Source organism: Streptomyces sp. NPDC093591 (assembly GCF_044764885.1).
Classification (GTDB): Bacteria; Actinomycetota; Actinomycetes; order Streptomycetales; family Streptomycetaceae; genus Streptomyces.
In genome coordinates this window covers 161,144-185,753 of the sequence record NZ_JBIWIY010000010.1, presented here as the reverse complement: position 1 = coordinate 185,753, position 24,610 = coordinate 161,144, and the positions used below count along the sequence as shown (strand labels likewise).

The 24,610-nt window shown below is 71.8% G+C and carries 22 protein-coding genes and 1 pseudogene; 7 read left to right on the top strand and 16 right to left on the bottom strand.

The genetic code is table 11. The features are described 5' to 3' along the window. Positions 1–3 precede the first annotated feature (3 nt). The gene (gene hemQ / locus ACIREI_RS22575; protein ID WP_094222354.1) at positions 4–735 is read left to right on the top strand and encodes a hydrogen peroxide-dependent heme synthase; all 732 of its coding nucleotides are present in this window, start codon (positions 4–6) and stop codon (positions 733–735) included. Here hemQ and ACIREI_RS22570 read toward each other — a convergent pair whose 3' ends face one another. The 6 genes and pseudogenes from ACIREI_RS22570 to ACIREI_RS22545 form a co-directional block, all read right to left on the bottom strand. Further along, positions 736–2,403 (bottom strand): alpha/beta hydrolase, encoded by a 1,668-nt coding sequence (locus ACIREI_RS22570; RefSeq protein ID WP_403335524.1) that lies wholly within the window; start codon positions 2,401–2,403, stop codon positions 736–738. 123 nt (positions 2,404–2,526) lie between these two features. Beyond that, positions 2,527–2,925, bottom strand: coding sequence for a hypothetical protein (locus ACIREI_RS22565; protein ID WP_403335522.1), 399 nt, complete (start codon positions 2,923–2,925; stop codon positions 2,527–2,529). Positions 2,926–3,062: 137 nt separating this feature from the next. Then, positions 3,063–3,842, bottom strand: a complete 780-nt coding sequence (locus ACIREI_RS22560) for a TIGR04222 domain-containing membrane protein (protein ID WP_403335519.1) — start codon at positions 3,840–3,842, stop codon at positions 3,063–3,065. 103 nt (positions 3,843–3,945) lie between these two features. Beyond that, positions 3,946–4,716: pseudogene (locus ACIREI_RS22555) on the bottom strand (DUF4142 domain-containing protein); the annotation flags it as partial. A 1,017-nt stretch (positions 4,717–5,733) separates the two neighbouring features. After that, positions 5,734–7,557, bottom strand: a complete 1,824-nt coding sequence (locus ACIREI_RS22550) for a DUF692 family multinuclear iron-containing protein (protein ID WP_403335516.1) — start codon at positions 7,555–7,557, stop codon at positions 5,734–5,736. A gap of 222 nt (positions 7,558–7,779) precedes the next feature. After that, positions 7,780–8,511, bottom strand: a complete 732-nt coding sequence (locus ACIREI_RS22545; protein ID WP_403335514.1) for an aminoacyl-tRNA hydrolase — start codon at positions 8,509–8,511, stop codon at positions 7,780–7,782. A 55-nt stretch (positions 8,512–8,566) separates the two neighbouring features. Here ACIREI_RS22545 and ACIREI_RS22540 point away from each other — a divergent pair, with 55 nt between their 5' ends. Both ACIREI_RS22540 and ACIREI_RS22535 read left to right on the top strand, forming a co-directional pair. Beyond that, positions 8,567–9,445: an ATP-binding cassette domain-containing protein gene (locus tag ACIREI_RS22540; protein ID WP_403335511.1), complete on the top strand. Its 879-nt coding sequence runs from the start codon at positions 8,567–8,569 to the stop codon at positions 9,443–9,445. A gap of 5 nt (positions 9,446–9,450) precedes the next feature. Continuing rightward, positions 9,451–10,122, top strand: coding sequence for an ABC transporter (locus ACIREI_RS22535; protein WP_403335508.1), 672 nt, complete (start codon positions 9,451–9,453; stop codon positions 10,120–10,122). Here ACIREI_RS22535 and ACIREI_RS22530 read toward each other — a convergent pair. The 8 genes from ACIREI_RS22530 to zapE form a co-directional block, all read right to left on the bottom strand. Next, positions 10,114–10,305 carry a hypothetical protein gene (locus tag ACIREI_RS22530; protein WP_301996062.1) on the bottom strand — a complete coding sequence of 64 codons (192 nt, stop codon included), beginning with the start codon at positions 10,303–10,305 and terminating at the stop codon, positions 10,114–10,116. The genes ACIREI_RS22535 and ACIREI_RS22530 overlap by 9 nt on opposite strands. A gap of 18 nt (positions 10,306–10,323) precedes the next feature. After that, positions 10,324–11,178 (bottom strand): polysaccharide deacetylase family protein, encoded by an 855-nt coding sequence (locus tag ACIREI_RS22525; RefSeq protein ID WP_403335506.1) that lies wholly within the window; start codon positions 11,176–11,178, stop codon positions 10,324–10,326. An 88-nt stretch (positions 11,179–11,266) separates the two neighbouring features. After that, positions 11,267–12,745, bottom strand: a complete 1,479-nt coding sequence (locus ACIREI_RS22520; protein WP_403335504.1) for a protein kinase — start codon at positions 12,743–12,745, stop codon at positions 11,267–11,269. 64 nt (positions 12,746–12,809) lie between these two features. Further along, positions 12,810–14,198, bottom strand: a complete 1,389-nt coding sequence (locus ACIREI_RS22515) for a PhoX family protein (protein WP_403335501.1) — start codon at positions 14,196–14,198, stop codon at positions 12,810–12,812. 90 nt (positions 14,199–14,288) lie between these two features. Beyond that, positions 14,289–15,260, bottom strand: coding sequence for an SPFH domain-containing protein (locus ACIREI_RS22510; protein ID WP_403335498.1), 972 nt, complete (start codon positions 15,258–15,260; stop codon positions 14,289–14,291). Positions 15,261–15,381: 121 nt separating this feature from the next. Continuing rightward, positions 15,382–16,854, bottom strand: a complete 1,473-nt coding sequence (locus tag ACIREI_RS22505) for a SulP family inorganic anion transporter (protein WP_403335496.1) — start codon at positions 16,852–16,854, stop codon at positions 15,382–15,384. Positions 16,855–16,862: 8 nt separating this feature from the next. After that, positions 16,863–17,441, bottom strand: a complete 579-nt coding sequence (locus ACIREI_RS22500) for a carbonic anhydrase (RefSeq protein WP_403335493.1) — start codon at positions 17,439–17,441, stop codon at positions 16,863–16,865. A gap of 679 nt (positions 17,442–18,120) precedes the next feature. Further along, positions 18,121–19,230 carry a cell division protein ZapE gene (zapE, locus tag ACIREI_RS22495; protein WP_403335490.1) on the bottom strand — a complete coding sequence of 370 codons (1,110 nt, stop codon included), beginning with the start codon at positions 19,228–19,230 and terminating at the stop codon, positions 18,121–18,123. Between the two features lie 37 nt (positions 19,231–19,267). Between zapE and ACIREI_RS22490 the strand changes: the two genes are divergently transcribed. From ACIREI_RS22490 to msrB, 4 genes are all read left to right on the top strand, one after another. Then, the gene (locus ACIREI_RS22490) at positions 19,268–20,209 is read left to right on the top strand and encodes a pyrimidine reductase family protein (protein WP_403335488.1); all 942 of its coding nucleotides are present in this window, start codon (positions 19,268–19,270) and stop codon (positions 20,207–20,209) included. Between the two features lie 154 nt (positions 20,210–20,363). Then, complete coding sequence (locus ACIREI_RS22485; protein ID WP_301996052.1) at positions 20,364–20,837, top strand: indole-3-glycerol phosphate synthase; 474 nt, start codon at positions 20,364–20,366, stop codon at positions 20,835–20,837. A 202-nt stretch (positions 20,838–21,039) separates the two neighbouring features. Then, positions 21,040–22,431: a UDP-N-acetylmuramate--L-alanine ligase gene (murC, locus tag ACIREI_RS22480; RefSeq protein WP_403335485.1), complete on the top strand. Its 1,392-nt coding sequence runs from the start codon at positions 21,040–21,042 to the stop codon at positions 22,429–22,431. A gap of 13 nt (positions 22,432–22,444) precedes the next feature. Beyond that, complete coding sequence (gene msrB, locus ACIREI_RS22475; RefSeq protein WP_403335483.1) at positions 22,445–22,852, top strand: peptide-methionine (R)-S-oxide reductase MsrB; 408 nt, start codon at positions 22,445–22,447, stop codon at positions 22,850–22,852. 78 nt (positions 22,853–22,930) lie between these two features. Here the strand turns inward: msrB and ACIREI_RS22470 are convergent, their stop codons facing one another. Beyond that, positions 22,931–23,524, bottom strand: coding sequence for a DUF4328 domain-containing protein (locus ACIREI_RS22470; RefSeq protein ID WP_403335481.1), 594 nt, complete (start codon positions 23,522–23,524; stop codon positions 22,931–22,933). A 232-nt stretch (positions 23,525–23,756) separates the two neighbouring features. After that, positions 23,757–24,602, bottom strand: coding sequence for an STM4011 family radical SAM protein (locus ACIREI_RS22465; RefSeq protein ID WP_403335478.1), 846 nt, complete (start codon positions 24,600–24,602; stop codon positions 23,757–23,759). Positions 24,603–24,610 lie beyond the last annotated feature (8 nt).

Sequence of the window (24,610 nt, the reverse complement as noted above, 5' to 3'; positions counted from 1 at the left end):
GACATGAGTGACGACGCCCCCACCACCGAGTCCGGCAGGATCCCGAACAAGGGCAAGCTGGCCAAGGACCTCAACGAGGTCATCCGCTACACCCTCTGGTCCGTCTTCAAGCTGAAGGACGTGCTCCCCGAGGACCGCGCGGGCTACGCCGACGAGGTCCAGGAGCTGTTCGACCAGCTCGCCGCCAAGGACGTGACGATCCGCGGCACCTACGACGTGTCCGGTCTGCGCGCCGACGCCGACCTGATGATCTGGTGGCACGCCGAGACCAGCGACCAGCTGCAGGAGGCGTACAACCTCTTCCGCCGCACCAAGCTGGGCCGCGCCCTGGAGCCGGTCTGGTCGAACATGGCGCTGCACCGCCCCGCCGAGTTCAACCGCTCGCACATCCCGGCGTTCCTCGCCGACGAGACGCCGCGCAACTACGTCAGCGTGTACCCGTTCGTGCGTTCCTACGACTGGTACCTGCTGCCCGACGAGGACCGCCGCCGCATGCTCGCCGACCACGGCAAGATGGCCCGCGGCTACCCGGACGTGCGCGCCAACACGGTCGCCTCGTTCTCGCTGGGCGACTACGAGTGGCTCCTGGCCTTCGAGGCCGACGAGCTCTACCGCATCGTCGACCTCATGCGCCACCTGCGCGCTTCCGAGGCCCGGATGCACGTCCGCGAAGAGGTGCCGTTCTTCACCGGGCGCCGGAAGTCGGTGGCGGAGCTGGTCGCCGGGCTCGCTTGATCAGTGCGGTAGCCGGGCGGTCGCGACGTCCTGGGGCCGGCCGCCCGGGTTCGTGTCGGTCTGCCGGCGCAGCTTCTTCGCCTCGCCCGGGCGCTCCGGCTTCGGCTCGGGGTGCCCCTCGCACGCCGCCCGCCGAGCCGGGAGGCGGCCCTCCAGCAGGTAGGCGTCGAGGTGGCCGTTGACGCAGGCGTTCGGGCCGTACGCGATACCGTGCGTGCCGGCGTCCCGTTCGGTCACCAGGACCGAGCCCGCCAGGCGCCGGTGCATCTCCAGCGCCCCTTCGTACGGCGTGGCCGCGTCCCGCTCGGCGGCCAGGATCAGAATCGGCGGCACCTCACCCGGCCCGGTCCGCACATCGACGGGCACCTGCCGGGGCGCCTGCCAGTAGGCGCACGGCAGGTTCATCCACACGTTGTCCCAGGTCTCGAACGGCGCCACCCGCGCGAGCCGCGTGTTGTCCCGGTCCCAGACCGCCCAGTCCGTCGGCCAGGACGCGTCGTTGCACTCCACAGCCGTGTACACCGCGCGCGAGTTCTCGTCCTCGGCCGCCGCCTCCGTCACTGGTGCGGCCAGTTCGACCAGCGGCTTCGGGTCGCCCTTCAGATACGCCGACAGCGCCTGCGCCCGCGCGGGCCAGTAGTCGTCGTAGTAACCGGCCTGCAGAAACGCCTCCTGCAACTGCCCCGTCCCGATCTTCCCGCCCGCCGGCTCCACGGCCAGCCGCGCCCGCACCTTGTCGTAATTGCGCGTCACCTCCTCGGCGGTGTCACCGAGCCCGTAGACATCGTGGTGCTTGGCGACCCACTCCCGGAAGTCCTCCCAGCGCCCCTCGAACGCGGCCGACTGGGCGAGGTTGTTGCGGTACCAGACCTGCGCGGGGTCGGGGTTCACCGCCGAGTCGAACACCATCCGCCGTACGTGCGAGGGGAACAGGGTCGCGTACACCGCGCCGAAGTAGGTGCCGTACGACGCACCCATGAACGTCAGCTTCTGCTGGCCCAGCGCGGCGCGCAGGACGTCCAGGTCACGGGCGTTGTTGAGGGAGTTGTAGTGCCTGAGCGCGCTGCCCGTGCGCTGGGCGCAGCCGCGGGCGTAGGCCTTCGCGCGGGCGATGCGCTCCTTCTTGTACGACTCCGAGGGGTACGTCGGCGCCTGCGTGGGCCCCTTGAGGGAGTGCTTGGGGTCCTGGCAGGACAGCGGCGCGGAAGGTCCCACTCCGCGCGGGGCGTAGCCGACGAGGTCGTACGCGCCCGCCAGTCGCTTCCACGCGGGCAGGACACCGATCAGCGGGAAGTGCAGGCTGGAGGCGCCCGGTCCGCCCGGATTGTAGACCAGGGCACCCTGGCTCGGCACGCGGCGCTTGCTGTTGTGCGGATCCTTGTGGGTGGCCCGCGCCCGGCTGACGGTGAGCTTGATCTGCTTGCCGTCGGGATGTGCGTAGTCGAGCGGGACGGACACCGTGCCGCACTTCACGTGGTCCGGCAGCTCCAGCTTCTTCGGGCAGCTTCCGAAGGTGAGGCCTGCCGCCTCGGCGCGTGCCACAGCCACCGCCGTGCCGCGCCGCTCGTCCGCGCCCGGGGCCGCGGCCCCGGTGCTGCCGGCCGGGGCGGCGGAGAGGGTCGTCAGGAGCATGGCCCCGGCGGCCGAGTAGAGGGCGGCAGCTCTCATCGCGTATCCCTTCGCAGCACGGCAGCAACAAAAGGGATATTTCGTTTGTCTGTTGGTGAAGGCAAGCACCACCCTGCCGGTGTCGGCGTCAATGCCCCCTATGCGTCACCGAGGCCCGGCGCCCTAGCCCAGCAGCCCGCTCACCCCGCCGGCCGTGATGGTCACGCCGAGGGCGGTCACGACGGTGGCGGAGAGCAGGGGGAGCCGCCGGATGAGCGCGCCGTTGCCGGGGCGCCGGAATCGCTCCAGCGCCGTGCGGCCACTGACCAGGATCAGCCCCAGGCCGACCAGCACCCCGGCCAGGCCGACGCTGAACGCGACGATCACGGCGAGGCCCAGCGCCGTTCGCCCCAGGCCGATGGCGAGCAGCAGCAGGATGAGCCCGCCCGCGAGGAGCACCGCCGTGCCGAGCGCGATCACGGAGGCGGTGTGTGTGACGGTGACCGTCGCGCCGAGGAGGACCGCCTGCCCGGCGGGTGCTGTGGGAGCCGACCAGATACGAGGCGAGCAGCGCCTTGCCATGACCCGGCGTCAGGGCGTGAAAGGCGCCGAGCAGGAGCAGCAGCTGCCAGGGGGACGACAGCGGGGTGCAGCAGCTTCCGCTGGTCCGCGTCGAGGGCGGACGCCCTGACGCCTTCGGGACGCTGTTCGTTCCCTGTTCATTGCCTGTGCGGCTCGCGATGGGTGAACGCCGCCCGCAGGTCCGGCTCGCCGATCGCGCGCACGCCCCGTACGGCGACGGAGGTGAGGAACGTACGGTCGCCCCCGCCCCGGGAGCGCCGGACCAGGCCGCTCAGCAGCCGCTGCCCCGCCGGGGAGGCCCACTGCGCGTAGGGGTGGATCTCGATCCGGGCGATGGCGAGGCAGCTCAGGGTGAGCACGAAGGGGAGCGCGAACCAGAGGGCGACCAGATGCGCCGGCATGTCCGACTGGGCCGGCGCCAGCAGGGCGACCGCCCCCAGGGCGGGCACGACCACCGCGGCGAGCTGCACCTGCCGGATCGCGGCGGCGATCCCACTGCGCGTCCCGTCCGGCACGGCGAGGCCCGCGCTGACCAGCCGGTCGGCGAGGCTGCCGATCGCGTCGGCGGCGGCCGCGGCGTCCCGTACCGGCTCGATCCGGGACTGGCCCTGAGGCCCGATGGCCCCTATCACCGAGCGTTCCATCTCGTCCCGGCCCCGCGGATCGACGACCGTCGCCCAGCCGGTGTGCGCGAGCAGCAGCCGCCGTTGCCGCGCCATGGAGACGAGGGTCAGATCGGCGACCCGGCGGGGCCCGCCGGACAGGAACGCGGCCTCGTACAGCGTCAGATCATGTCCCCGGCCTGCGGCCGCCTCTTTCGTTTCCGCGGCCGCGGCGTGTACGGCGGCCAGGCACAGCCGCGTGCACGCCGTGCCGGCGACGGCCCAGGCCAGCAGCAGGAGAAGGACCCAGAACATGCCGCGTTTCTATGTCAAAGGCTCCGTGGAACGCCATGCCTTGCTCAGAATGCGGACGGAGAGTTGCCGGGATGTGACGTTCCGGATTTCGGGAGCCGGATGTTCGTGGGCTGGTGGCGGCCGGCGGCAGGGTGTAGACCGGCGATGCGGGCGGGGTCATCGGGACGGCCGGAGCGGGGTCGGCGGTGGGGCCGGGCGGGCCGGGGGAGGGCGTCAGGGGTGGCGTGCTGTCGGCGACCATGCCCCGGGCCAGGGCGTCGAAGTCGACGTAACCGGTGGCTTCCAGGACCGTGATGTGGTCCAGCACCGTGGAGTTGGCGTCGTCGGCGAGCTCGCGCACGAGGGAGTTGCGCGTACTGGCCCGCACCTGGGCGACGACGGAGAACACCTTGCCGTGCGCCAGCCGCAGGATGTTGGCGAACTGCCGGTCGTACTCGACGCCTTGGGCCGAGTCCAGGGTGGCCAGCCACTCCCGCTGCTGCTCGGTGGGCTCGTTGGGCAGCTGCAGACTGAGCTTGGCGGCGACGTCACGGACCCGCTCGTCGAGGAAGGCGTGCCCCTCGATCAGGTGCTGCCCCGCGGTCCGTACGGCCGGGGTGGTGCCCTTCTGCTGGGCCTGCCGACCGGCCGGCAGCTCCCACAGCCCGGCCAGCCGCACCTTCGTGATGAAGTCGCGGTCGAGGGCGGACAGCGGCCCGTACCCGGTCGAGACGGTCTCGGCGTTGAGCACGTCCAGTCCGGTCCCGGACCGGTCTTCGTACGACCAGATCGGGAAGATCATCGCCAGCAGTGTCGCCGTCAGGCCCGTGATGATGAGCCCGGTGCCGCTGAAGATGCCTCGGCCGTTGATGGGGGGTCGCGGTCGCGGTCGCATGGTGCCTCCTGTTGCGGCACCGCACGTTAGTGCGCTTCGGGGGTGGGATTGGCATATTACTTCGGGGTACCTCGGGGTCTACGCCAACTGCCGTACCGGAGCGAATGGTTGCAACAGGGATGGTTACGGGCGAATGGGGGAGGAGAGGGGGGAGGCATAGGGTGCCACAGGTGGATGAAACGGGTGCGTTGGCAGTGCCGCGGGCTGGGGTGTTAACCCCGGCACACTCGAAGGGGCGGGGGTGTCCAGCGGGGGAGCGGGAGTTGGCGTAGGCGGGGTCGCCAGGTCGCGGGTGCGGGGCGGATCGCGTGGGGGCCGATCAGCAACGGGATCCACTGCGCCGAACACGCCTCACGTGCCGTTCCTGCCGCCGACTTGCGCGCCGCTCCGACGCCGGCGCGCTTACCACGGCGTGCCTTCCGCTGCGCGCCTCCCGCCTTTTGCTGCGCGCCGCGACGGCGACACGGCCGCGCCGGGGCTCCCGGTGCCTCAGTTCCCCGGCTTCCTCGCCGCCCCGGGGGCTCGTAAGGCCCCGGCTCCGTGGGCCCCCGATTCAGGGCGTCTCCGGCCCTTATTCCCGGCCGCCCCAATTCCCGGCCCGTTGGCGGCGAGCTCCTGGTCTCGCCGGTGGCCCGGCCGCCTCCGCCTCCCCCGGCCTCGTCGGGTCCCCGCCCCGTCGGGCCCCCGATTCGGTGGTCCCTCGACCTGGTTCCCGACCGCCGGGTTGCCTCAACCCTCTGGCCTCGTCGGTGGCGCGGCTGCCTTCGCCTCAGTCCCCTGGTCCCGTCGGGTTCCTGACCCGTCGGGCCCCGCCCCGGTGGGTTCCCAGCCTCCGTTTCCCGACCGCCGGGCCGCCTCGACCTTCCGGCCCCGTCGGTGGCTCGACCGCCTTCGCCTCAGTCCCTCGGTCCTGCCGGGCCCCGCCCCGTAGAGCCCCCGGTTCGGTGGTTCCCCCGGTTCCGTGGATCCCGCGGCCCCGGCCCCGGTCACCTCCGTCGCGCGCCCGCCGTAGCTCGTTCACCGCCGCAGCAGCACTCGCCGTGTGGCCCGGGCCAGCCGCACCCCCGGCCGCCGTGACCGCGGCTTGGGTCCCGACCGCTCCAGCCACCACTCCCGTACCTCCGCCCGCACCCGCGGGTCCCCGAGCCGGCCCTCGGCCAGCAGGTATCCGGCGAAGTCCAGGGCGTCGCGCCGATAGCCGTCGGTCATCGGGTGCCCGTGGCTGTACGCGAGGAACGCCCGCCGATATCCGTCCCCGAGGATCACCGGCAACTCCGGCGCGACCTTCGCCACGACGTCCGCCCGCTTCCCGGCGAGCGCCCGCGCCTGCACGCCGAGCCGGACCCGGTCGAACCCCTCCGGCACAGGCGTACCGGCGACGAGCGCGGACAGCAGCGCGGCCTGCGCGAGGGCGAGGCGCTGCCGGGCGGGGTCGGCGAACGCCCCGGCCACGGCCTCCTCCGGCTCGGGTATGACCTCCGCCTTGCGTGCCGACTCCTGCTCGCGCGCGGCTTCCTCCGGGGCCCCCTCTGCGGGCGCCGAGCCTCCGGCCGTCTCCGTCGGCGATGCCCCGCCCGCGAAGGCCCTCTTCCCGGGCGCTTCCTCCGAGTGAGCCGTCTCCCGCTGCCGCCCCGCCTCGCGCGGGACCCCTTCTAAGGGCGCCGAGCCTCCGGCCGTCTCCGCTGGCGACGCCCCGCCTGCGAGCGCCCTCTCCTTGGACCCCTCTTCCGAGCGGGCCCTCTCCCGCTCCCGCCCCGCTTCCCCCGAGACTCCCTCCACCGGCGCCGACCCCCCAAGGGCCTCCGCCGACGACCCGACCGCGAACGCCCCCACCCCGGAAACCTCTCCCGAGCGAACCACCTCCGCGGCTGACCTCCCTCCGGACGGCCCACCCGCAGTCGCCGCTCCCGCAGTAGCCCCCTCCGCAGACGTCCCGCTCTCGGCGCCCCCTTCCGTAAGCCCTCCGCTCCCGGCGCCCACCCCCGCAGACACCGCCCTCTCAGCGCCCCCCTTCTCCAAAGCCCCCCGAATCGCCCCCAACTCCCGCTCCAGCTCGGCCGGTTCGGGGAAGTTCTCGTCCCGTTCCAGGAGGACCCCCGGTGGGGACACGCGGGAGGCCAGGTCGGTCAGGATGTCGAGGACCGGCTGAGGGACCGGGTGGGCGTGGCTGTCGTGCCAGACGCCGTCGCGTTCGAAGCCGCCGGCGACATGGACGTACGCGATGGCTTCCAGCGGCAGCTCGGCGAGCGCCTTCGCCGGGTCCTCGCCCCGGTTGACGTGGTTGGTGTGCAGGTTGGCCACGTCGATGAGGAGCCGTACCCCGGTGCGGTCGGCGAGGTCGTACAGGAACTGACCCTCGGTCATCTCCTCGCCCGGCCACGAGATCAGCGCGGCGATGTTCTCCACGGCGAGCGGCACGGGCAGGGCGTCCTGTGCGATACGGACGTTCTCGCACAGCACGTCGAGGGCGTCCCGGGTGCGGGGGACCGGCAGGAGATGCCCCGCCTCCAGACGCGGGGACGCCGTCAGCGGACCGCCCGCCCGTACGAACGCGATGTGCTCGGTGACCAGCGGAGAGCCGAGAGCCTCCACCCGTTCGGCGAGGGCGGCGAGCCGTTCGGCGTCGGGCCGGTCCGCGCCGCCGAGGCCCAGTGAGACGCCGTGCGGGATCACGGTCACTCCGCGCTCGCGCAGCCGTACCAGGGACTCCGGCAGGTGTCCGGGGCAGACGTTCTCGGCGACCGTCTCGACCCAGTCGATGCCCGGCATGCGCTCCACGGCGTCCGCGATCTCCGGACGCCATCCGATTCCCGTGCCCAGTCGCTTGCCCAGTCGCTCCATCGTCCCCTCCTCGGCCGCTTCGTACCCGCTGCCCCGTCTCCTCGGACGTGCCGGACGTGACGGGGGTATGGCCCCGCAGGTCTCGCCCGAACCCCGTGGGCGGCAGCTTCAGAGCAACATTTGAGGTTGGGATCCACCCGGCGCCCCATACCGCACACCCGGCGAACAGCCGCTACCGCGAACGGCCACCGCAAGGTCGTACGAGTGAGCCACCGAAGTTGTTCAAACGCCCGGCGCCCGCCGCAGCGCCGGATGATCGGCGACGACCGTGCACGACCCGGGCGCGATCTCCGTGAACCCCGCGTCCCGCACCAACGGAAGCCCACTGGCCGTCAGCTCGCCCCAGCGCCCCGCCCGCGCGGTTCGTACGGCGAGCGGGAACCCCGCCTCGCGCCAGGCGCCGCGTTCCTCGTCCGACAGCTCCCACCAGGCGAGCTGCGCCGCGTGCCCGGCCTGTGCCATCGCCTTGCCGGCGGACATGTCGAGGTCGGGGTTGAGCCAGAGCACCGGCGCCGAGAGGTCGGCGTCCACGGGCGGCTCCGGATCGTCGAGGTCGGTCCCGGACACCTGGAGCTTCGCCAGTTCCTTGGGCCACCCGTCCAACGGCACGGGCGGGAACACCCGCACCTCGGCCGACTTGCCGGTGACCGTGATGCCCGGCAGCCCTTCCGCCCGCCGCCATTCGGCTCCGCGAGCCCGCCGCACCACCTTGCGGATACGGGCGTCCTGCCAGTCCCGCACGGCCTCGGCCCACTCGCCCTCGCCGAGGGACCGCTCGTCGCTCAGCATGACCAGTACCGCGCGGGCGGCGGTCTCCAGGGCGTCCGTACGCGGCGGGGGAGCGGCCCGCTCGATGCGGACGACGAGGGGCAGGACGAACTGAGGTGCCGCGTCGCGCGTCGAGGGCTCGGTACGAAAGGGGCTGGCGCCGGGAACGGACGGATCACTGGTCACGTCCTCCAGTCTGCCAGGCGGAAGATCCGTTCTTCGGCGCGAGAGGATGGGCCCCATGCAACGCGATCTTCGTCTGGACAACGTGGGCCGCCGTTACGGCATACGCGGCCCATGGGTCTTACGCGGCGTCCACCTCACGGTCTCCCCCGGCACGCTCATCCGCGTCGACGGACCCAACGGCACCGGCAAGTCCACCCTCCTGCGCCTCCTGGCCCGTCTGGACGCCCCCTCCGAGGGCCGCGTCACCGGACGCCCGCGCACCGCATACGTCCCCGAACGCTTCCCCACGGCCCTCCCCTTCACCGCCCTCGGCTACCTGACCCACCTCGGCACGGTCCACGGCCTGTCCCGGCCGGCGGCCACCCGTGCCGCCCTGGAGTGGCTCGACCGCTTCGGCGCCGCCGCGTACGCCCGCACGCCGATGGCGCAGCTGTCGAAGGGCAGCAGCCAGAAGGTCGCCGTCGTACAGGCCCTCCTCGCCGAACCGGAGCTGCTCGTCCTGGACGAGGCGTGGACCGGCCTCGACGCCGACGCCCGCGCGGAGCTGGAGCGCGCCGTCGCCGAACGCACGGCGGACGGCACCGCCGTGGTCTTCGTGGACCACGACCCGCGCCGCCTGGCGGGTGCGCCCGACGCGACGTACACCGTGCGGGACGCGGGCCTGGAGCGCCGTACGGAAGAGGCGGCTTCGGATCCCACCGGCCCGCATGTGATCGTCGTCGTCCAGGGCCCGCGCGGCGGACAACTCCCCGCCGACGTGCCCCGCGTCGTCACATCGGTCGAGGAGCCCACGCCCGGCACCCACCGCCTCACCGTCCCCGCGTCCCACTCGGACGTCCTCCTGCGCGCCCTGCTGACCGCCCGGCCGCCATGGCATGTGGTGAGCGTGAGCCAGGAGAGACCCGACCACCCCGAGACCGAGAGCCGCCGATGACGCCGATGAACGCCCTCCTCCGCTACCAGGCCGCCCTGCTGGCCCGCTCGCAGCGCTGGCTGCCGCCGTTCATCCTGTACGCCGTGTTCCTCGGCGTCGGCGTGCAGAGCGGGCAGCCCGTGCTCGACTCGCTCGGCTACGCGGCCGCCGCCCTGCTGCCCGTCGCCGCCTGGCTCGTGCGGATCTGCGTCACCAACGAGCCGCCCGCCGCCCGCAGTTGTGTCTCCGCGGCCGTCGGCCCGGGGCGGGCGCACCTCGCCGCGCTGCTGGTGGCGCTGGCCGCCGCAGTGGCCCTCGGCACGGTGGCGACCGTCGTCGTCACCCTGATCAGCAACCCGGTCAGCTCCGACCTCCAGACCCGGGTGCCACGGCTGCCCGCCGGCGCCGCCGGGCTGCTGGCCGCGCTCGCCTGCGCCCTGCTCGGCACCGCCGTCGGCGCCCTCACCAGCTGGCCGGTGCTGCGCTCGACCGGCCGCGCGGTCCCCACGATGCTGCTCGCGGCCCTGCTGTCGGTGGTGGTGACCGGCTCCCCGGCCCAGGCGGCGGTCAGCGGCCTGGTCACCGGCTCCCGATCGGGAACGGTCCCCCTGCCGCTGCTGCCCCTGGCCGCGGCGGCCCTGCTCACGGCGGCGGCGACCGCCGCGGCCTGCGCGCTCACGTCCCGCAGATCACCCTGAACAGGCCGTGCGCTGCGCCTCCTGCCACTCGCACACCGGGCACAGCGTGATCCCCTTGTACGACTCCGGGTACTCCGTCGGCTCCCGGCACAGCACGCACTCCGCGTAGGGCGGCCCGTCCGCCTTGGGCGGCCTGGTCGCGTCGATCAGGCAGTAGTCGGTCGTGGGCTGGTCCTTGCTCATACGTCCAGCGTACGAGCATCAGCCCCGCCCGCCGGCAGCCCCGATCAGCTCGGACACCTTCACGAAGCGGAACCCCTTCCCGCGCAGCTCGGGCACGACGCTGCGGACCACCCGCTCGGTCGTCGGAGCGGCACTGAGCGTGCAGTGCAGGACGACCACCGAGCCGGGCCGCACCCCGTCCAGCACCTCCCGGGCCACCGCGCGGGCGTCCGTCGCGAACGCGTCCCCGCTCACCACGTCCCACTGCACGGCGGTGACACCGACCGGGACCAGCGCCTTCAGCGCACGCCGGTCGTAACAGCCGCCGGGAAACCGGAAGTACGGCATCGCATCACGCACCCCCACCTTCCGGAACGCGGCGTAGGCCCGCTCCACATCCGTCCGCATCCGCTCCTCCTCGACGGTCGGCAGTCCGTAGCAGTCGTCGGTGAAGGCGTGGTGGCTGTACGAGTGGTTGGCGACCTCGAAGAGCGGATCCCGCCCGATGGCCCGGGCCTGCCGCGGATACTCCTCGGCCCATCGGCCCGTCATGAACACGGTCGCCGGAACCTTCAGCTCCCGCAGGGCCGCGACGAGCCCCGGATTGTCGAACCGTTCCCCGCTCGCCGCCCGTGGCCCCTGATCGGAGGTCATGTCCGCGTCGAAGGTGAGCGCGACGGTCCTGTCCCGGGTGCGGGGGCCGTGCTCGAAGACGGGGGTCAGGCCGGCGGGGCCCGGCGCGAGGGTCGGAGGCTTGGCGGCGGGGGAGGAGGTGGCGGTGGCGCTGGGTGCCGGGAGGGGAGCGCGGGTCGCCTCGGGAGCACAGGAGGCGAGCGCGCTGAGCGCCGCGCTCAGGGCGCAGACGGCGGCGACGCGTCGTACAGGAGTGATCACCGCATGACGATATGAGGATCAACTGGTCATATCGGCTCGTCGGCTGGTGTGCCGGGTCGGTGTCACCCGCCCGGCGGGACTGGTCTGCTCAGTCGGGGCGGGTGCAGGACCCCGTCGGAGCGGTGGCCGGAGGGCGGCACTGGAGGCCGGAGTCGGTCGCGTCCGTGCTCAGGTAGCGGCCGAGGCAGCTGTTCACCGTGGTGCGGCCGTGCTCGGCGCAGAAGGCCAGGGCGGCACGGCCGTCGGTGAAGGGGCCGGGGGCGTAGATCACCCAGTAGCCGGGGCGCAGGGAGGCGTAGTCGTCGCTGCGCAGTACGGCCGCCTCCGGGACGGATCGGCGGACCGTGGCGAGACGCCGGTCGCGGGCGGCGGTGCCCGAGGCGATGGGTTCGGAGTGGAGTTGGGCGATCCAGCCGCCTTCCGACGTCCCGACGGGTGTGCCGGTCGGGCTGGGGGTCGGTGCGGGGGACTGTCGCTGGGGTGCCGGGGCGTCGGTGGATCTCGTGGCCGTCGGCGTCTTGGTGCCGCCGGCCTTGTCGTCGCCGGTGCCGCCGGGGCGCAGTGCGAGGACCAGAGCCGTCGCCGTGGCGATCACCAGCGCCGCGCTCGCCGCCACCACGAGCGGGGTACGGCGTCGTGGGCCCGGCGACTGCTGCGGAGTTGTCGGGTGCGGGGTGTCCAGCTGAGTGGGGATCGGTGGCGGGGTCGGCGTCGGGTGGGGCGGTGCGACGGCGGTCAGGGTCGGCAGGGTCCAGTGCGGTGTCGCCCCCGCCTCCACCTGCGTCAGCATCGCGTCCAGCCGGGCGGCGTCCGGGCGGGCTGCCGGGTCGCGTACGAGCAGGGCGTCGAGCACCGGCGTCAGCGGGCCCGAGCGGGTCGGTGCCGGGAGCGGGGCGTCGAGTACGGCGGCCAGGGTGGCGAGGGTGGTGGGGCGGCGCAGGGGGCTGACGCCCTCCACGCACACGTACAGGACCACGCCCAGTGACCAGAGGTCGGCGGCCGGGTCGCCGTCGTGCCCCCGGATCCGCTCCGGCGCCATGTACTCGGGCGAACCGACGAGCTCGCCGGTGACCGTGAGGGCCGTCGTGCCCTGCAGGGCGGCGATGCCGAAGTCGGTGAGGACGGCGTCCCCGTCGGGGCGCAGGAGGATGTTGGCGGGTTTGACGTCCCGGTGCTGGATGCCCGCCGCGTGCGCGGCGCGCAGCGCGGCGAGCACCTGACGGCCGAGGCGGGCCGCCTCCACCGGGGTCAACGGCCCGTCGTCCAGCCGCCGTTGGAGCGAGACGCCCGGCACGAGTTCCATCACGATCCACGGATGCGGGTCGGCGTCGATGATCTGATGGACCGTCACCACGTGTGGGTGGCTGAGCCGGGCCAGCGCCCGCGCCTCCCGCAGGACCCTCTCGCGCATCACGCCGACCGTGTCCGGGTCGGACCGGACCGCCTTGAGCGCGACCTCGCGGTGCAGCACCGTGTCACGAGCCCGCCACACGGTGCCCATTCCGCCGCTGCCGAGCCGCTCCACCAGCTCGAAACGGCCGTCGACGACATCCCCCGGAACGTTCATGCCGCACAGGCTAGAGGACGTCCCGGACAGGGGAGACCTCCGCTCCGGGGGCGTGACGGGGCAGTTACCCGCGCCAGGGTCCCGTCACCGCGAACGTCGTGCCCGGCGTGTAGCAGTTGACGTACATCGTCCCGCCGTCGGGCGAGAAGGTGACGCCGGCGAACTCGCCCCACTCCGGCTCCGCGGGGGTCCCGATGTTCTGGGCGTTGCGCGCCATCGCGTACACCTCCCCGCGTCGTGTCACGCCGTAGACGTGCTGGGCGCCGTTGCCGTCCTCGCACACCATCAGGCCGCCGCTGGGGGCGAGGCAGATGTTGTCCGGCGACTCGCCGGGGAGCTGCACGTTCGTGTCGGGGCCGAAGACGATCACCAGGGTGAGGCGGCGTGCGGCGGGGTCGTAGCGCCAGATCTGGCCGTAGTGGTCCGCCGCCGAGCCCTCCGATCGGCGGGCGAAGGAGGAGACGAAGTACACGCTGCGGCCGCCCCAGTAGCAGCCCTCCAGCTTCTGCGCGTGCGTGATGCCCTTCGGGCCGAAGTTCTGGTGGCGGATGGGAGTTTGGGCGGCGAGGGGGTCCGGTACGTCGACCCACTCGATGTTCTCGAAGCTCGCGCCGGTCTCCTGGATCGAGGAGAGGTCGGGTACGCCCGGCACCCGCATCGCCTGGAGGCGGCCGCCCGCGCGCAGGGTGCCCAGGCTGCCGTGCGGCTGGTGGGGCAGGAAGCGGTAGAAGAGGCCGAAGGGCTTCTCGAAGGCGTCCTCGGTCTCGTAGACGATGCCCCGCCGTGGGTCCACCGCGATCGCCTCGTGCTGGAAGCGGCCCATCGCGGTGAGCGGGACCGCGCCGGAGCGGTGCGGGTTGGCCGGGTCGACCTCGAAGATGAAGCCGTGGTCCTTGGTGTAGCCGTTGGTGCCCGCCCTGTCCTCGGTCTCCTCGCAGGTCAGCCAGGTACCCCAAGGCGTGGGCCCGCCCGCGCAGTTGACGGCCGTACCGGCGATGGCGACCCGCTCGGACAGCACCCGGTTGCGGGAGTCCAGCGTCAGGGCCGTACAGCCGCCCTTGCCGGCGGGGTCGTAGGTGAGTCCCTCGACCGTCGGGACCGGAACCCTGCCGTTGGCGCGGTTCTCGTGGTTGCGGACCAGGTGGACGCGGCCGTGTCTGCCGGGCAGCGCCGTCATCCCGTCGTGGTTGGAGGGGACCAGGCCCTCACCGGAGCGGAGTTTGTCGCCCTCGCGGGAGAGGACGCGGTAGGAGAAACCTTCCGGCAGATCGAGCAGGCCCTTGGGGTCGGGGACCAGCGGGCCGTATCCGGTGTGGCCGAGGTTCTGTGCGGCGGCGGTGCCCGCGAAGAGTTCGGTGAGGTTTCCGGCGAAGGCGATCGAGACGCCCAACGCGCCGGTGCGGGCGAGGAGTTGACGACGTGACGTACCGTCGGCGGTCGTGTGCTCGGACATGGGGCAACCTTCCTGCTGGCGGACAGGAACTGTGACCCCGCCGTGTCTATCACCTGGTGCGAGTCGCGGGAACCACGCGCGTAGCGTGTGTCACTTGTTGAGGGGCTGTCCGGGGGTGTCCGGCGTGGATTCCGGGACGGGTTCCGGGGCGGAGCTTTGGACGAGCCCCGGGACGGACTCGGGGACGGACTCCTGGGCCAATTCCGGGATGGATTCCGGCGTGGACTCCGGGATGGCTTGCTCGGCGGACTTCTCCACGGTGGCGTGCTCGGAGGCGGGCTGGACCTCGTGGTCCGGCGGCGGTTGCGCCCCCCTCTCCAGGAACCGCAGCAACTCCACCGGGATCGGCAGCACCAGCGTGGAGTTCTTCTCCGCCGCCACCGCCATCACCGTCTGCAGCAGCCGCAGCTGGAGGGCGGAGGGCGCGTCGGCCATCTGGTGCGCGGCCTCGGCCAGCTTCTTGGAGGCCTGCAGTTCGGCGTCGGCGTTGATGACCCGGGCCCGCCGCTCGCGGTCGGCCTCGGCCTGCCGGGCCATGGAGCGCTTCATCGACTCCGGCAGGGACACGTCCTTGATCTCGACGCGGTCGATCTGCACGCCCCAGCCGACCGCCGGACTGTCGATCATCAGCTCCAGGCCCTGGTTGAGCTTCTCGCGGTTGGAGAGCAGATCGTCCAGGTCGCTCTTGCCGATGATCGAGCGCAGCGAGGTCTGGGCCATCTGGGAGACGGCGAAGCGGTAGTCCTCGACGTTGATGATCGCGGCCGACGCGTCCACGACCTTGAAGTACACGACCGCGTCGACCCGCACGGTCACGTTGTCACGGGTGATGCCCTCCTGCGCGGGCACGGGCATCGTCACGATCTGCATGTTGACCTTGTGGAGCCGGTCCACGGCGGGGACGATCAGCGTGAATCCCGGCTGGCGCACGGTGCCTCGCAGGCGTCCGAGCCGCAGGATCACCCCGCGTTCGTACTGCTTGACGACCCGCGCGGCCGCCGCGAGATACACGAGTCCCGCCACGCCGACGCCCACAGCCGCGCCCAGCAGCTCCTCGACCATGACGACCTCCTCGCCGAGAGGCCTGTTCCGTATGCTCCTGTAACGATATGCCCGGTGTCCGGTCCGGGGCCATGGACGGCCCCGGACCGGACTTCATACCGCGCCAGGAGTCATACGCCGGTCAGGTCGCCGTGACCCGCTCCGGCTCGGTGACCCGCACCGGTTCCGTGCCCACCGCGCTGTGCCGCTCGGCCCAGGACTCCAGGGCCGTACGGCAGGCGTGGTCCAGGTGGTGCAGCCCGGACAGGTCGAGCTCGACCGGGCGGTCCTGCGGCAGGGCCTCCAGGCTGTCGAGGATCTTCGGCAGCCTGAGGAAGGTCGCGTTGCCCGACAGGTACGCCTGGATGGGTCCGGCGCCCTTGTCTATGACCTCCAGCTTCACGTGCGAGGCCTCCCAGGCGGTCTTGGCGACCGACAGGGCCAGACCGATCAGCACGCCCTCGAACATGTTCACCGCGACGATGGAGACGGCGGTGACGACGAGGATCAGCGCCTCGCCCTTGTGGCTCCGCCACAGCGCCGCGACCTCGCGGAACGGGATGAGCTTGAAGCCGGCGTGGACCAGGATGCCGGCCAGGGCGGGGATCGGGATCAGGGCCAGGGCCCACGGCATCGCGGCGGCGAACAGCAGCAGCCACACGCCGTGCAGCACACGGGACGCCTTGGTCTTCGCGCCCGCGTTGACATTGGCGGAGCTGCGCACGATCACCGCGGTCATGGGCAGCGCGCCGAGCAGGCCGCACACCGTGTTGCCCGCGCCCTGGGCGATCATCTCCTTGTTGTACTCGGTGCGCGGGCCGTCGTGCAGCCGGTCCACAGCCGCGGCGCTGAACAGCGATTCGGCGGACGCGATGAGCGCGAAAGCGACGATCGTGCCCCAGATGGCCGGGCTGGCCAGCTCGCCGAAGGCCTCGGCGCCGGGCGGCTGGATGACGCCGAGCAGGCCCTCCACCTCGACGGTGGCGACCGGCAGACTGAAGGCCAGCGAGGTGACCGTGGCCAGGACCACCGCCGCGAGGGCGCCCGGCACGGACTGCACGGCCCTCGGCATCTTCTTCCACAGCGCGATCACGGCGATGGTGCCCGCCCCGATCGCGAGCGAGGCCAGCGCCGAGGTGCTGCCGAACGCTTCGGCGAAGGCGTCCGGAAGCCCCGCGATCTTGCCGAGGCCGCTCTCCGGGGCCTTCAGGCCCGCTGCCGCGTAGATCTGTCCGGCGATGATCACCAGACCGATACCGCACAGCATGCCTTCGACCACCGAGACGGATATCGCGCGGAACCAGCGGCCGATCCCGGAGAAGCCCATGGCGAGTTGGAGCAGACCGGCCATCAGCACGATGACACCGAGCGTGGCCACGCCGAACTCGCTGACGGCTTCGAAGACCAGGACGGTCAGGCCGGCGGCCGGACCCGACACCTGAAGGCTGCTGCCGCGCATGAGCCCGGTGACGAGTCCGCCCACGATGCCGGTGATCAGGCCGAGTTCGGCCGGGACACCGGAGGCGACCGCCACGCCGACGCACAGCGGCACGGCGACCAGGAAGACGACGATGGAGGCGAGGAAGTCCTGCCGCAGGTGAGGGAACTTGGTCATCACGGCGCTCACAGTGCCTCGAACGCGTCGGTCTCGGTGTTGTGGGCGCGCACGGCGCCCTTGTGCACCTCGTAGTACCAGCCGTGCAGGGTCAGTTGACGCTCCTTCAGCTTCTTCTCGATGAACGGGTACGAGCGCAGCCGCAGCAGCTGCGTCAGCACATGGGCCTGGACGCCCTCGGCGACCTCCGGGTCCTCGACGGCACCGGACGGGCGCGGGGTGGCGTGCGAGAGCCAGTCGCGCACGGCCGGTACGGCGTCCAGGTCGTCGCCGCGCACCAGCGCGCCGACGGCACCGCAGTGGGAGTGGCCGCAGACCACGATGTCGCTGACGCCGAGGACCTCCACGGCGTACTCGATGGTGGCCGCCTCGCTGGTGGGGTGCTCGGAGACGTACGGCGGGACGATGTTGCCCGCGGTGCGCAGCTCGAAGAGCTCGCCGGGGCGGGCGCCCGTGATGAGGGCGGGTACGACACGGGAGTCGGAGCAGGTGATGAAGAGGACCTGCGGTGACTGCCCTTCGGCCAGCTTGGCGAACTCCTCAGGGCGCTGTCCGAACGTACGGGCGTTGTCGATGAGGGGCTGCATATGTGGTGACTCCTCCTGGCGCGCTGCACTTGCGCGTCGGTGTGGTTTTACATGACAGAGGTGGGGGGACTGCTCTGCTTCTCAGCAGCGGAAGACCTGAAGTCCCGCCGGAGAGTGGGATGTCGAGGATCTCGACGTGCGTTGGTGCGCGGCGCCGGCTCTGGCCGGCTGGTGCGCGGACGCGGGGTCCCGGGTGAGCAACGGTCGCTCGGGCGCCTGAGGCCCGGATTCGGCGAAGCGCAGATGGTCACGAGTGCGCAGCGGACCGGTCGGGTCCCCATCACCCGACGGCAAGCAGTTGCGGGACGTGAGGGTTTCGTCGCGCAGCGCCTTCCCGGAGAGCTTGATTCCGGGCTGGGCTTTGGCCTTTGCATGACTGACTGTGTGCGCGTGTGCGAAGGATGTCGTGGGTGCGAAGAACTGGAGGGCAAGCAGGACGGCGGCGAAGATCGAAATCGCGGTCCTGGCCGTCGTACCTCGAAACATGAGCCCCCCTCCAGTCTGTCCACACCTCTTGACCGCGCCAACACTTGGTCAACCGTTGGTCAAGAAACACATTAGCCCGGCAAAGTTGTTTGCAGGGTTAACTTAACGTTTCGAGCTGAAGAGAGCCTGAAATGCGAGGGTGGCATGGCTGAAACTCCCCCTTGACCTGGGGGAGTTGGCCGGTTAGAAGGCGTCAGGCGGTGACGAGGCCCTGCGCGTCGCGCGCCAGGGCGGTGAGGCGCGAGATGGCGCGGAAGTACTTCTTGCGGTAGCCGCCCTTGAGCATGTCCTCGCTGAACAGCTGGTCGAACGGCAGTCCGGAGGCCAGGACCGGGACCTCACGGTCGTAGAGCCGGTCCGCGAGCACGACGAGCCGCAGCGCGGTGGACTGGTCCGGGATCGGCTGGACGTCCGTGAGACACACGGCCTTCAGGCCATCGGTCAACGCGCCGTAACGGCTGGGGTGGACGCGGGCGAGGTGCTCCAGCAGATGCGGGAAGTCGTCGAGCGAGGCGCCGTCGGTGGCGTACGCCGCCTTCGTCACCTGCTCCTCGGAGTACGGCGCCGGCGCCTCGGGCAGTCCGCGGTGGCGGTAGTCCTCGCCGTCGATGCGCAGCGCGCGGAAGTGGGCCGACAGGCCCTGGATCTCCCGCAGGAAGTCGGCCGCCGCGAAGCGGCCCTCGCCGAGCTTGCCGGGGAGGGTGTTGGAGGTGGCGGCGAGGGCGACACCCGCGTCGACGAGCTTGCCGAGCAGGGTCGAGACGAGGACGGTGTCGCCGGGGTCGTCGAGCTCGAACTCGTCGATGCACAGCAGACGGTGACCGGAGAGGGTCTGGACCGTCTGCTGGAAGCCGAGGGCGCCGACGAGGTTCGTCAGCTCCACGAAGGTGCCGAACGCCTTGAGGGACGGCTCGGCCGGGGTGGCGTGCCAGAGGGAGGCGAGCAGATGGGTCTTGCCGACGCCGTAGCCGCCGTCCAGGTAGACGCCGCGGGGGCCTGCGGGGGCCTTGGGCGTCTTGGGCCTGCCGAAGCCGAGAAAGCCGCGCCTGGCCTTGCCGGCGCCGCTGGCGTGCGCACCGCCGAGCCCGGCGGCGAAGTTCTCCAGGATGCCGACCGCCTCGGTCTGGCTGGGCTGGTTCGGGTCCGGTATGTACGTGCTGAACCGGACCGAGTCGAAGCGCGGCGGTGGCACCATCTCGGCGACCAGCCGGTCCGCGGGGACGTGCGGCTCACGCGCGCACAGGGACAGCGGGCTCGCTTCGGCTATCGGGCGCGGACCGGAGGCGGCGGAGGAGGACGACACGGTTCACCATGCTAATCGCCGTGCCACACTCCTTGACATGCGACGCCTGTTCCCTGTGACCGATGAGACAGCAGCGAGGGCCTTCGGCGGTTCGGCCGGGGAGGAGGGGGTGGGAGCTGTCGATGCGGGGGGTGTGGCCGAGGGGCCTGGTGGGCCTTCCGCGGCCGGTGGTGAGGGCGCCTCGGGTGCAGGGGCTGGTGCGGTGAGGGCCGAGGCCTCCGGTGGGGTTCCCGGTGGTGGCCTGATCGACCGCGAGTGGAGTCTCGCCGAGATCGCCGCCGCGTATGCCTATCCCGAGCCGGGACCCGGCGGGGCGCTGCCCTGGCTGCGGGCCAACATGGTGTCCACGCTGGACGGGGCCGCCCAGCACGACGGGCGCTCGCAGCCCATCTCCACCGCCACCGACATGCGCATCTTCGGCACGCTGCGGGCGCTGGCGGACGTCGTGATCGTCGGTGCCGAAACGGTACGTCTGGAGGGGTACCGTCCGGCACGCGCGCGTGCGGAGTTCGCGGCGGCGCGCGAGGCGGCCGGGCAGGGGCCCGCCCCGGCCATCGCGGTGGTGAGCGCGAGCCTGGACCTCGACTACGACCTGCCGCTCTTCACCTCGCCGCTGGTCCCGACCCTCGTCCTCACGGGTGCCGCCGCGGCCCCGGACCGGATCGCGGCCGCGGAGAAGGCCGGTGCCCAGGTGGTGATCGCCGGTGACGGCGTCGGCGTCGACCCCGTACGGGCCGTCCAGGCCCTCGCCGAGCTCGGCCACACCCGGCTGCTGACGGAGGGCGGCCCGCGGCTGCTCGGGCAGCTGGTGGCCGCCGGGGTGCTCGACGAGCTCTGTCTGACGATCTCCCCGATGCTCACCGCCGGTGACGCACAGCGCATCGCCGGAGGGCCCTCGGTGGCGGTCCCGAAACGGTTCGAGCTGGTGTCGCTGCTGGAGGAGGAGGGTTTCCTGTTCAGCCGGTACCGGCGGACGTGAGGATGGTTTGAGTGGTTCGGAAAAGGGTTCTATCGCTGTCGTGGTCCTGAAAACGGCGGAATCTACCGTTCCGTTTAGCTTCCGCCGGGCACACTGAAAGTCGCAGTCCCCGTGCGAGCGCGGGGCAGGATGGTTTCCGCAGAAGGGGCGCCCGGTGTTCACAAGCGTTTTGATGATCGAGAAGGCCCTGACGTCCGCCGACGTGGAGTTCGTCACCACCTTGCACGGGGACGAGCAGGTCGCCTTCCACGTCCTGCTCCAGCCGCGCGGTGAGCAGGCCGACAGATTGCTGCGCGCCATCGACGACATCGCGCTCGGCGAGCTGGACGAGGCGGTCCGGGAGGGGAAGACCCCGGAGGGCGAGGAGGCGCTGAGCACGGGGGAGCGGGCGCTGGAAGTGTCGCTGACCGCCCTGCGCGGGACCGGGGCGGAGGCCGAGGGGCGGCTTTTGGAGGACCATCCGCTCGACGCGCTCAAGGCGGTGGTGGACGAGGTCGGCGCGGACGAGGTGATCGTGTTGACCGATCCCCACTACGTGGAGGAGTTCTTCCATCGGGACTGGGCGTCGAGGGCTCGGCACAAGGTGGGGGTGCCGGTGCTGAAGCTGTTCTCGCACAGCAAGGCGTAGCGCTGCCGCTGGGCTGGGCCGTGAGTGCCGTAGGGGCTGGGCACTCCTTCCGGCTGCGGGGCGCGTGTGGCTGGTCGCGCAGTTCCCCGCGCCCCTGAGGTCGGCACAGCTCCCTGCGTCCATGTGTGAGGCCCACCTCCTCACCCCATAGGCTGGGGCCTCACCGTCGTATCGCACGTACCGCAACCTTGGGAGAACACGCATGGCAGCCGGCCTTCCCCCCGCCATGGACCGACCGCACTTCATCGGTATCGGTGGGGCCGGAATGTCGGGGATCGCGAAGATCCTCGCGCAGCGTGGGGCCAAGGTGGCGGGCAGTGATGCCAAGGAGTCCGGGACCGCCGAGGCGCTGCGGGCGCTGGGGGCGACCGTGCACATCGGGCACGCGGCGGAGCATCTCGCCGACGATGCCAGCTGTGTCGTCGTGTCGTCGGCCATCCGGCAGGACAACCCCGAGCTGGCCCGCGCCGCCGAGCTGGGCATTCCGGTGGTGCACCGCTCCGACGCGCTCGCGTCGCTGATGGACGGGCTGCGCCCGATCGCCGTCGCCGGTACGCACGGCAAGACGACCACGACGTCGATGCTGGCCGTCTCGTTGAGCGAGCTGGGCCTGAAGCCGTCGTACGCCATCGGCGGCGACCTCGACGCCCCCGGCTCGAACGCCCTGCACGGCGACGGTGACATCTTCGTCGCCGAGGCGGACGAATCGGACCGCAGCTTCCACAAGTACGCGCCCGACGTCGCGATCGTCCTGAACGTCGAGCTCGACCACCACGCCAACTACGCGTCGATGGACGAGATCTACGAGTCCTTCGAGACGTTCGCGGACCGCATCACCGACGGCGGCACGCTGGTGATCTCGGCGGACCAGGACGGGGCGCGGGAGCTCACCCGACGGGTCGCGGCGCGCGAGGTGCGGGTGGTGACGTACGGCGAGGCGCGGGACGCCGACGTACGGGTCCTGTCGGTGCTGGCGCAGGGGCTGAAGAGCCAGGTCACCGTCCTCCTCGACGGCCAGGAGCTCACCTTCACGGTCTCGGTCCCCGGCCGCCACTACGCGCTCAACGCGGTGGCCGCCCTCGCGGCGGGCGCGGCGCTCGGTGTCCCGGCCGCCGAGCTGGCCCCGGCGCTGGCGGCCTACACGGGTGTGAAGCGGCGTCTTCAGCTGAAGGGCGAGGCCGCCGGCGTCCAGGTCATCGACTCCTACGCGCATCACCCGACCGAGATGACGGCCGACCTGGAGGCCATGCGTTCGGCCGCCGGTGACGCCCGGATCCTGGTCGTCTACCAGCCCCACCTCTTCTCCCGCACGCAGGAGCTCGGCAAGGAGATGGGCGACGCCCTGGCCCTCGCCGACTCCTCGCTGGTCCTGGACATCTATCCGGCGCGCGAGGACCCCATCCCCGGCGTCACCAGCGACCTGATCATCGAGGCGGCCCGGGCGGCGGGCGCCGAAGTGACCGCGGTGCACGACAAGGGCGAGGTGCCCGCGCTGATCGCGGGAATGGCGAAGCCCGGCGATCTCGTTCTCACCATGGGCGCGGGCGATGTCACCGACCTCGGCCCGCTCATCCTGGACCGCCTGCCGAAGTGAGGGACGAGGACCCATGTCGTACGACGTCGAGAAGCCGGACGAGCAGTGGCGCGCGGAGCTGAGTCCGGCCGAGTACGCCGTCCTGCGCCAGGCCGGCACGGAGCCCGCCTTCACCGGTGAGTACACCAACACCAAGACGACGGGCGTCTACTCCTGCCGGGCCTGCGGCGCCGAACTGTTCACCTCCACCACGAAGTTCGAGTCGCACTGCGGCTGGCCGTCCTTCTACGACCCGAAGGACACCGACGCGGTGGAACTCATCGAGGACCGTTCGCACGGGATGGTGCGGACCGAGGTGCGGTGCGCCCGGTGCGGGTCGCATCTCGGGCATGTGTTCGAGGGGGAGGGTTATCCGACGCCCACGGATCAGCGGTACTGCATCAACTCGATCTCGTTGCGATTGGTGCCGGACGAGGAGTGAGTGGGCATCGGCCGACTGCGGCCGACGGTTCTGTGTGAGCTGCAACCGGCTCACTGGTTCGCGTGAACCGGTGCATCGCTACCGCACACTGCCGTCCAGGTACCGCACCTGTACGGCAGTGACGGCGCGGACGAGGAGGATGCCGGCCACGGCAGCACCGATGACGGCCGCGTCCGAGGCGAGCAGCGTCCACAGGTCGGTGTAGGCGCGGGCGATGATCTCGTCCGTGTCATCGCCGTACATCAGGCCCACCCCGCTGAACATCCCGATCAGCCACAGGCCCCACCACACATTCAGGGAGCCCGGCAGCCGCTCGCCCGGGGCGCTGTCCCGATGGGCGTCCGCGATGATGCCGCGCGGGATCCACAGGTTGGCGATCGGGATCAACCACCCCGCGTAGAGCCAGAAACCGGAGTACCGCGGCTTCTGCCCGGACAAGGTGCGAGCGTTGTCCCGCACATTGTCCAGCCACCGCAGGAACACGATCGCGCAGATCAGCACCGCGCCGCCCCCCACCGCGCCGACCAGGTGGTACGAGTCCTCCAGCGAGGTCAGCGGCCGGTGCACGCCCTCCCCCTGGTCCGGCGGTCCCGAGGCGGGCTGACCGGTCACGGCGAGCCGGATCTCCCAGACGGCCCGTACGGCCCAGACCGCGCCGAGCGAGGGCGGCAACCGCGAGCCGGGCCGCGCCGCGGACGGGGCGCAGGGCGGGTGCCGGCGTGGCTGTGTGGGGTGTTATGTGGTTGTTCACCGGCGCATCTTCGCCGACGACGAGCACCGCCGGCCAGGTCGACATGCTCGGACTGCGGGGTCTTCACCGGTCTCTTACCCCGCACGGGTGCGCGATGCGGTCCCAGTCAACACCACGAGTTACATCCCGCCTTCCTGCCGCTGGGCCTGGGAATCACGGAACTGCGGGGATTCGCTCCAGGACTCCGCCTGCGAACACGTCGTAAAGCGGCAGGGTTTCCAGGTGGACGTAGCCGATGTGGCAGTCGCAGACGGTCAGAGGGCAGGTGCGGGGCCGCAGCGCCTTCCGGTAGGAGCCGTCGTAGAGGTTGCCCAGTTCCGACCGGACGAAGTGGCAGCGGCGGACCGTGCCCTCGCCGTCCACGGATATGACGGACTCGCCCGTCCGGCAGGGCAGGCCCGAGCTGCGGTGGGGGTGGCGGCTGTAGGGGAAGAGTGGGTCGAGGGCGGTCCATTGGTCGGCCTCGGCATCGGTGTACGTATGGCCCTCGGCGGCGTTGACCCACAGGTACACATGGGCGGGGAGGTCGGCGCGCAGGCGGCGCGCGTGCTTCAGGTGCTCGGGGAGGCCGACCACGCCGACGCTGTGGCGGATGCCGCGGGCGGCCAGATCGTGGCACTTGGCCAGGAAGCGCTCGTACGGCGTTTGGCCGGGGTGGAAGGTGCACCACAGGGCGATGGTGTCCCGGTCGGCTTCGGCCAGCCAGTCCGTACGGCAGCTGAGGTTGGTCTGAATCGCCACCCGGTGGATGTGCGGCAGCCGGCTCAGCTCCGCGAGCGAGCGCCGGTACCAGGAACGAACCAGGCCCTCGCCCCACGGCGTGAAGAGCAGGGAGAGCCGGTCTTCTTGCTGCGTGGCCGCCCAGTCGGTGAAGCGCTCCAGCGCGGTGCGGTCCGCGGCCAGTTGGGCGCGGCTGTCCCGGCGCTTGGCGAAGGGGCAGTACGGGCAGTCGTAGTCGCACGATGCCAGGGGGCCGCGGTAGAGGATCGTCAGGTCCATGCGGGCTC

What these genes read in the sequence shown, in the direction of transcription:
- hemQ (WP_094222354.1), top strand. Translation starts at nt 4, where the DNA reads ATGAGTGACGACGCCCCCACCACCGAGTCCGGCAGGATCCCGAACAAG.
- ACIREI_RS22570 (WP_403335524.1), bottom strand. Translation starts at nt 2,403, where the DNA reads ATGAGAGCTGCCGCCCTCTACTCGGCCGCCGGGGCCATGCTCCTGACG.
- ACIREI_RS22565 (WP_403335522.1), bottom strand. Translation starts at nt 2,925, where the DNA reads ATGGCAAGGCGCTGCTCGCCTCGTATCTGGTCGGCTCCCACAGCACCC.
- ACIREI_RS22560 (WP_403335519.1), bottom strand. Translation starts at nt 3,842, where the DNA reads ATGTTCTGGGTCCTTCTCCTGCTGCTGGCCTGGGCCGTCGCCGGCACG.
- ACIREI_RS22550 (WP_403335516.1), bottom strand. Translation starts at nt 7,557, where the DNA reads ATGGAGCGACTGGGCAAGCGACTGGGCACGGGAATCGGATGGCGTCCG.
- ACIREI_RS22540 (WP_403335511.1), top strand. Translation starts at nt 8,567, where the DNA reads ATGCAACGCGATCTTCGTCTGGACAACGTGGGCCGCCGTTACGGCATA.
- ACIREI_RS22535 (WP_403335508.1), top strand. Translation starts at nt 9,451, where the DNA reads ATGAACGCCCTCCTCCGCTACCAGGCCGCCCTGCTGGCCCGCTCGCAG.
- ACIREI_RS22530 (WP_301996062.1), bottom strand. Translation starts at nt 10,305, where the DNA reads ATGAGCAAGGACCAGCCCACGACCGACTACTGCCTGATCGACGCGACC.
- ACIREI_RS22520 (WP_403335504.1), bottom strand. Translation starts at nt 12,745, where the DNA reads ATGAACGTTCCGGGGGATGTCGTCGACGGCCGTTTCGAGCTGGTGGAG.
- ACIREI_RS22515 (WP_403335501.1), bottom strand. Translation starts at nt 14,198, where the DNA reads ATGTCCGAGCACACGACCGCCGACGGTACGTCACGTCGTCAACTCCTC.
- ACIREI_RS22510 (WP_403335498.1), bottom strand. Translation starts at nt 15,260, where the DNA reads ATGGTCGAGGAGCTGCTGGGCGCGGCTGTGGGCGTCGGCGTGGCGGGA.
- ACIREI_RS22505 (WP_403335496.1), bottom strand. Translation starts at nt 16,854, where the DNA reads ATGACCAAGTTCCCTCACCTGCGGCAGGACTTCCTCGCCTCCATCGTC.
- ACIREI_RS22500 (WP_403335493.1), bottom strand. Translation starts at nt 17,441, where the DNA reads ATGCAGCCCCTCATCGACAACGCCCGTACGTTCGGACAGCGCCCTGAG.
- ACIREI_RS22490 (WP_403335488.1), top strand. Translation starts at nt 19,268, where the DNA reads ATGCGACGCCTGTTCCCTGTGACCGATGAGACAGCAGCGAGGGCCTTC.
- murC (WP_403335485.1), top strand. Translation starts at nt 21,040, where the DNA reads ATGGCAGCCGGCCTTCCCCCCGCCATGGACCGACCGCACTTCATCGGT.
- msrB (WP_403335483.1), top strand. Translation starts at nt 22,445, where the DNA reads ATGTCGTACGACGTCGAGAAGCCGGACGAGCAGTGGCGCGCGGAGCTG.
- ACIREI_RS22465 (WP_403335478.1), bottom strand. Translation starts at nt 24,602, where the DNA reads ATGGACCTGACGATCCTCTACCGCGGCCCCCTGGCATCGTGCGACTAC.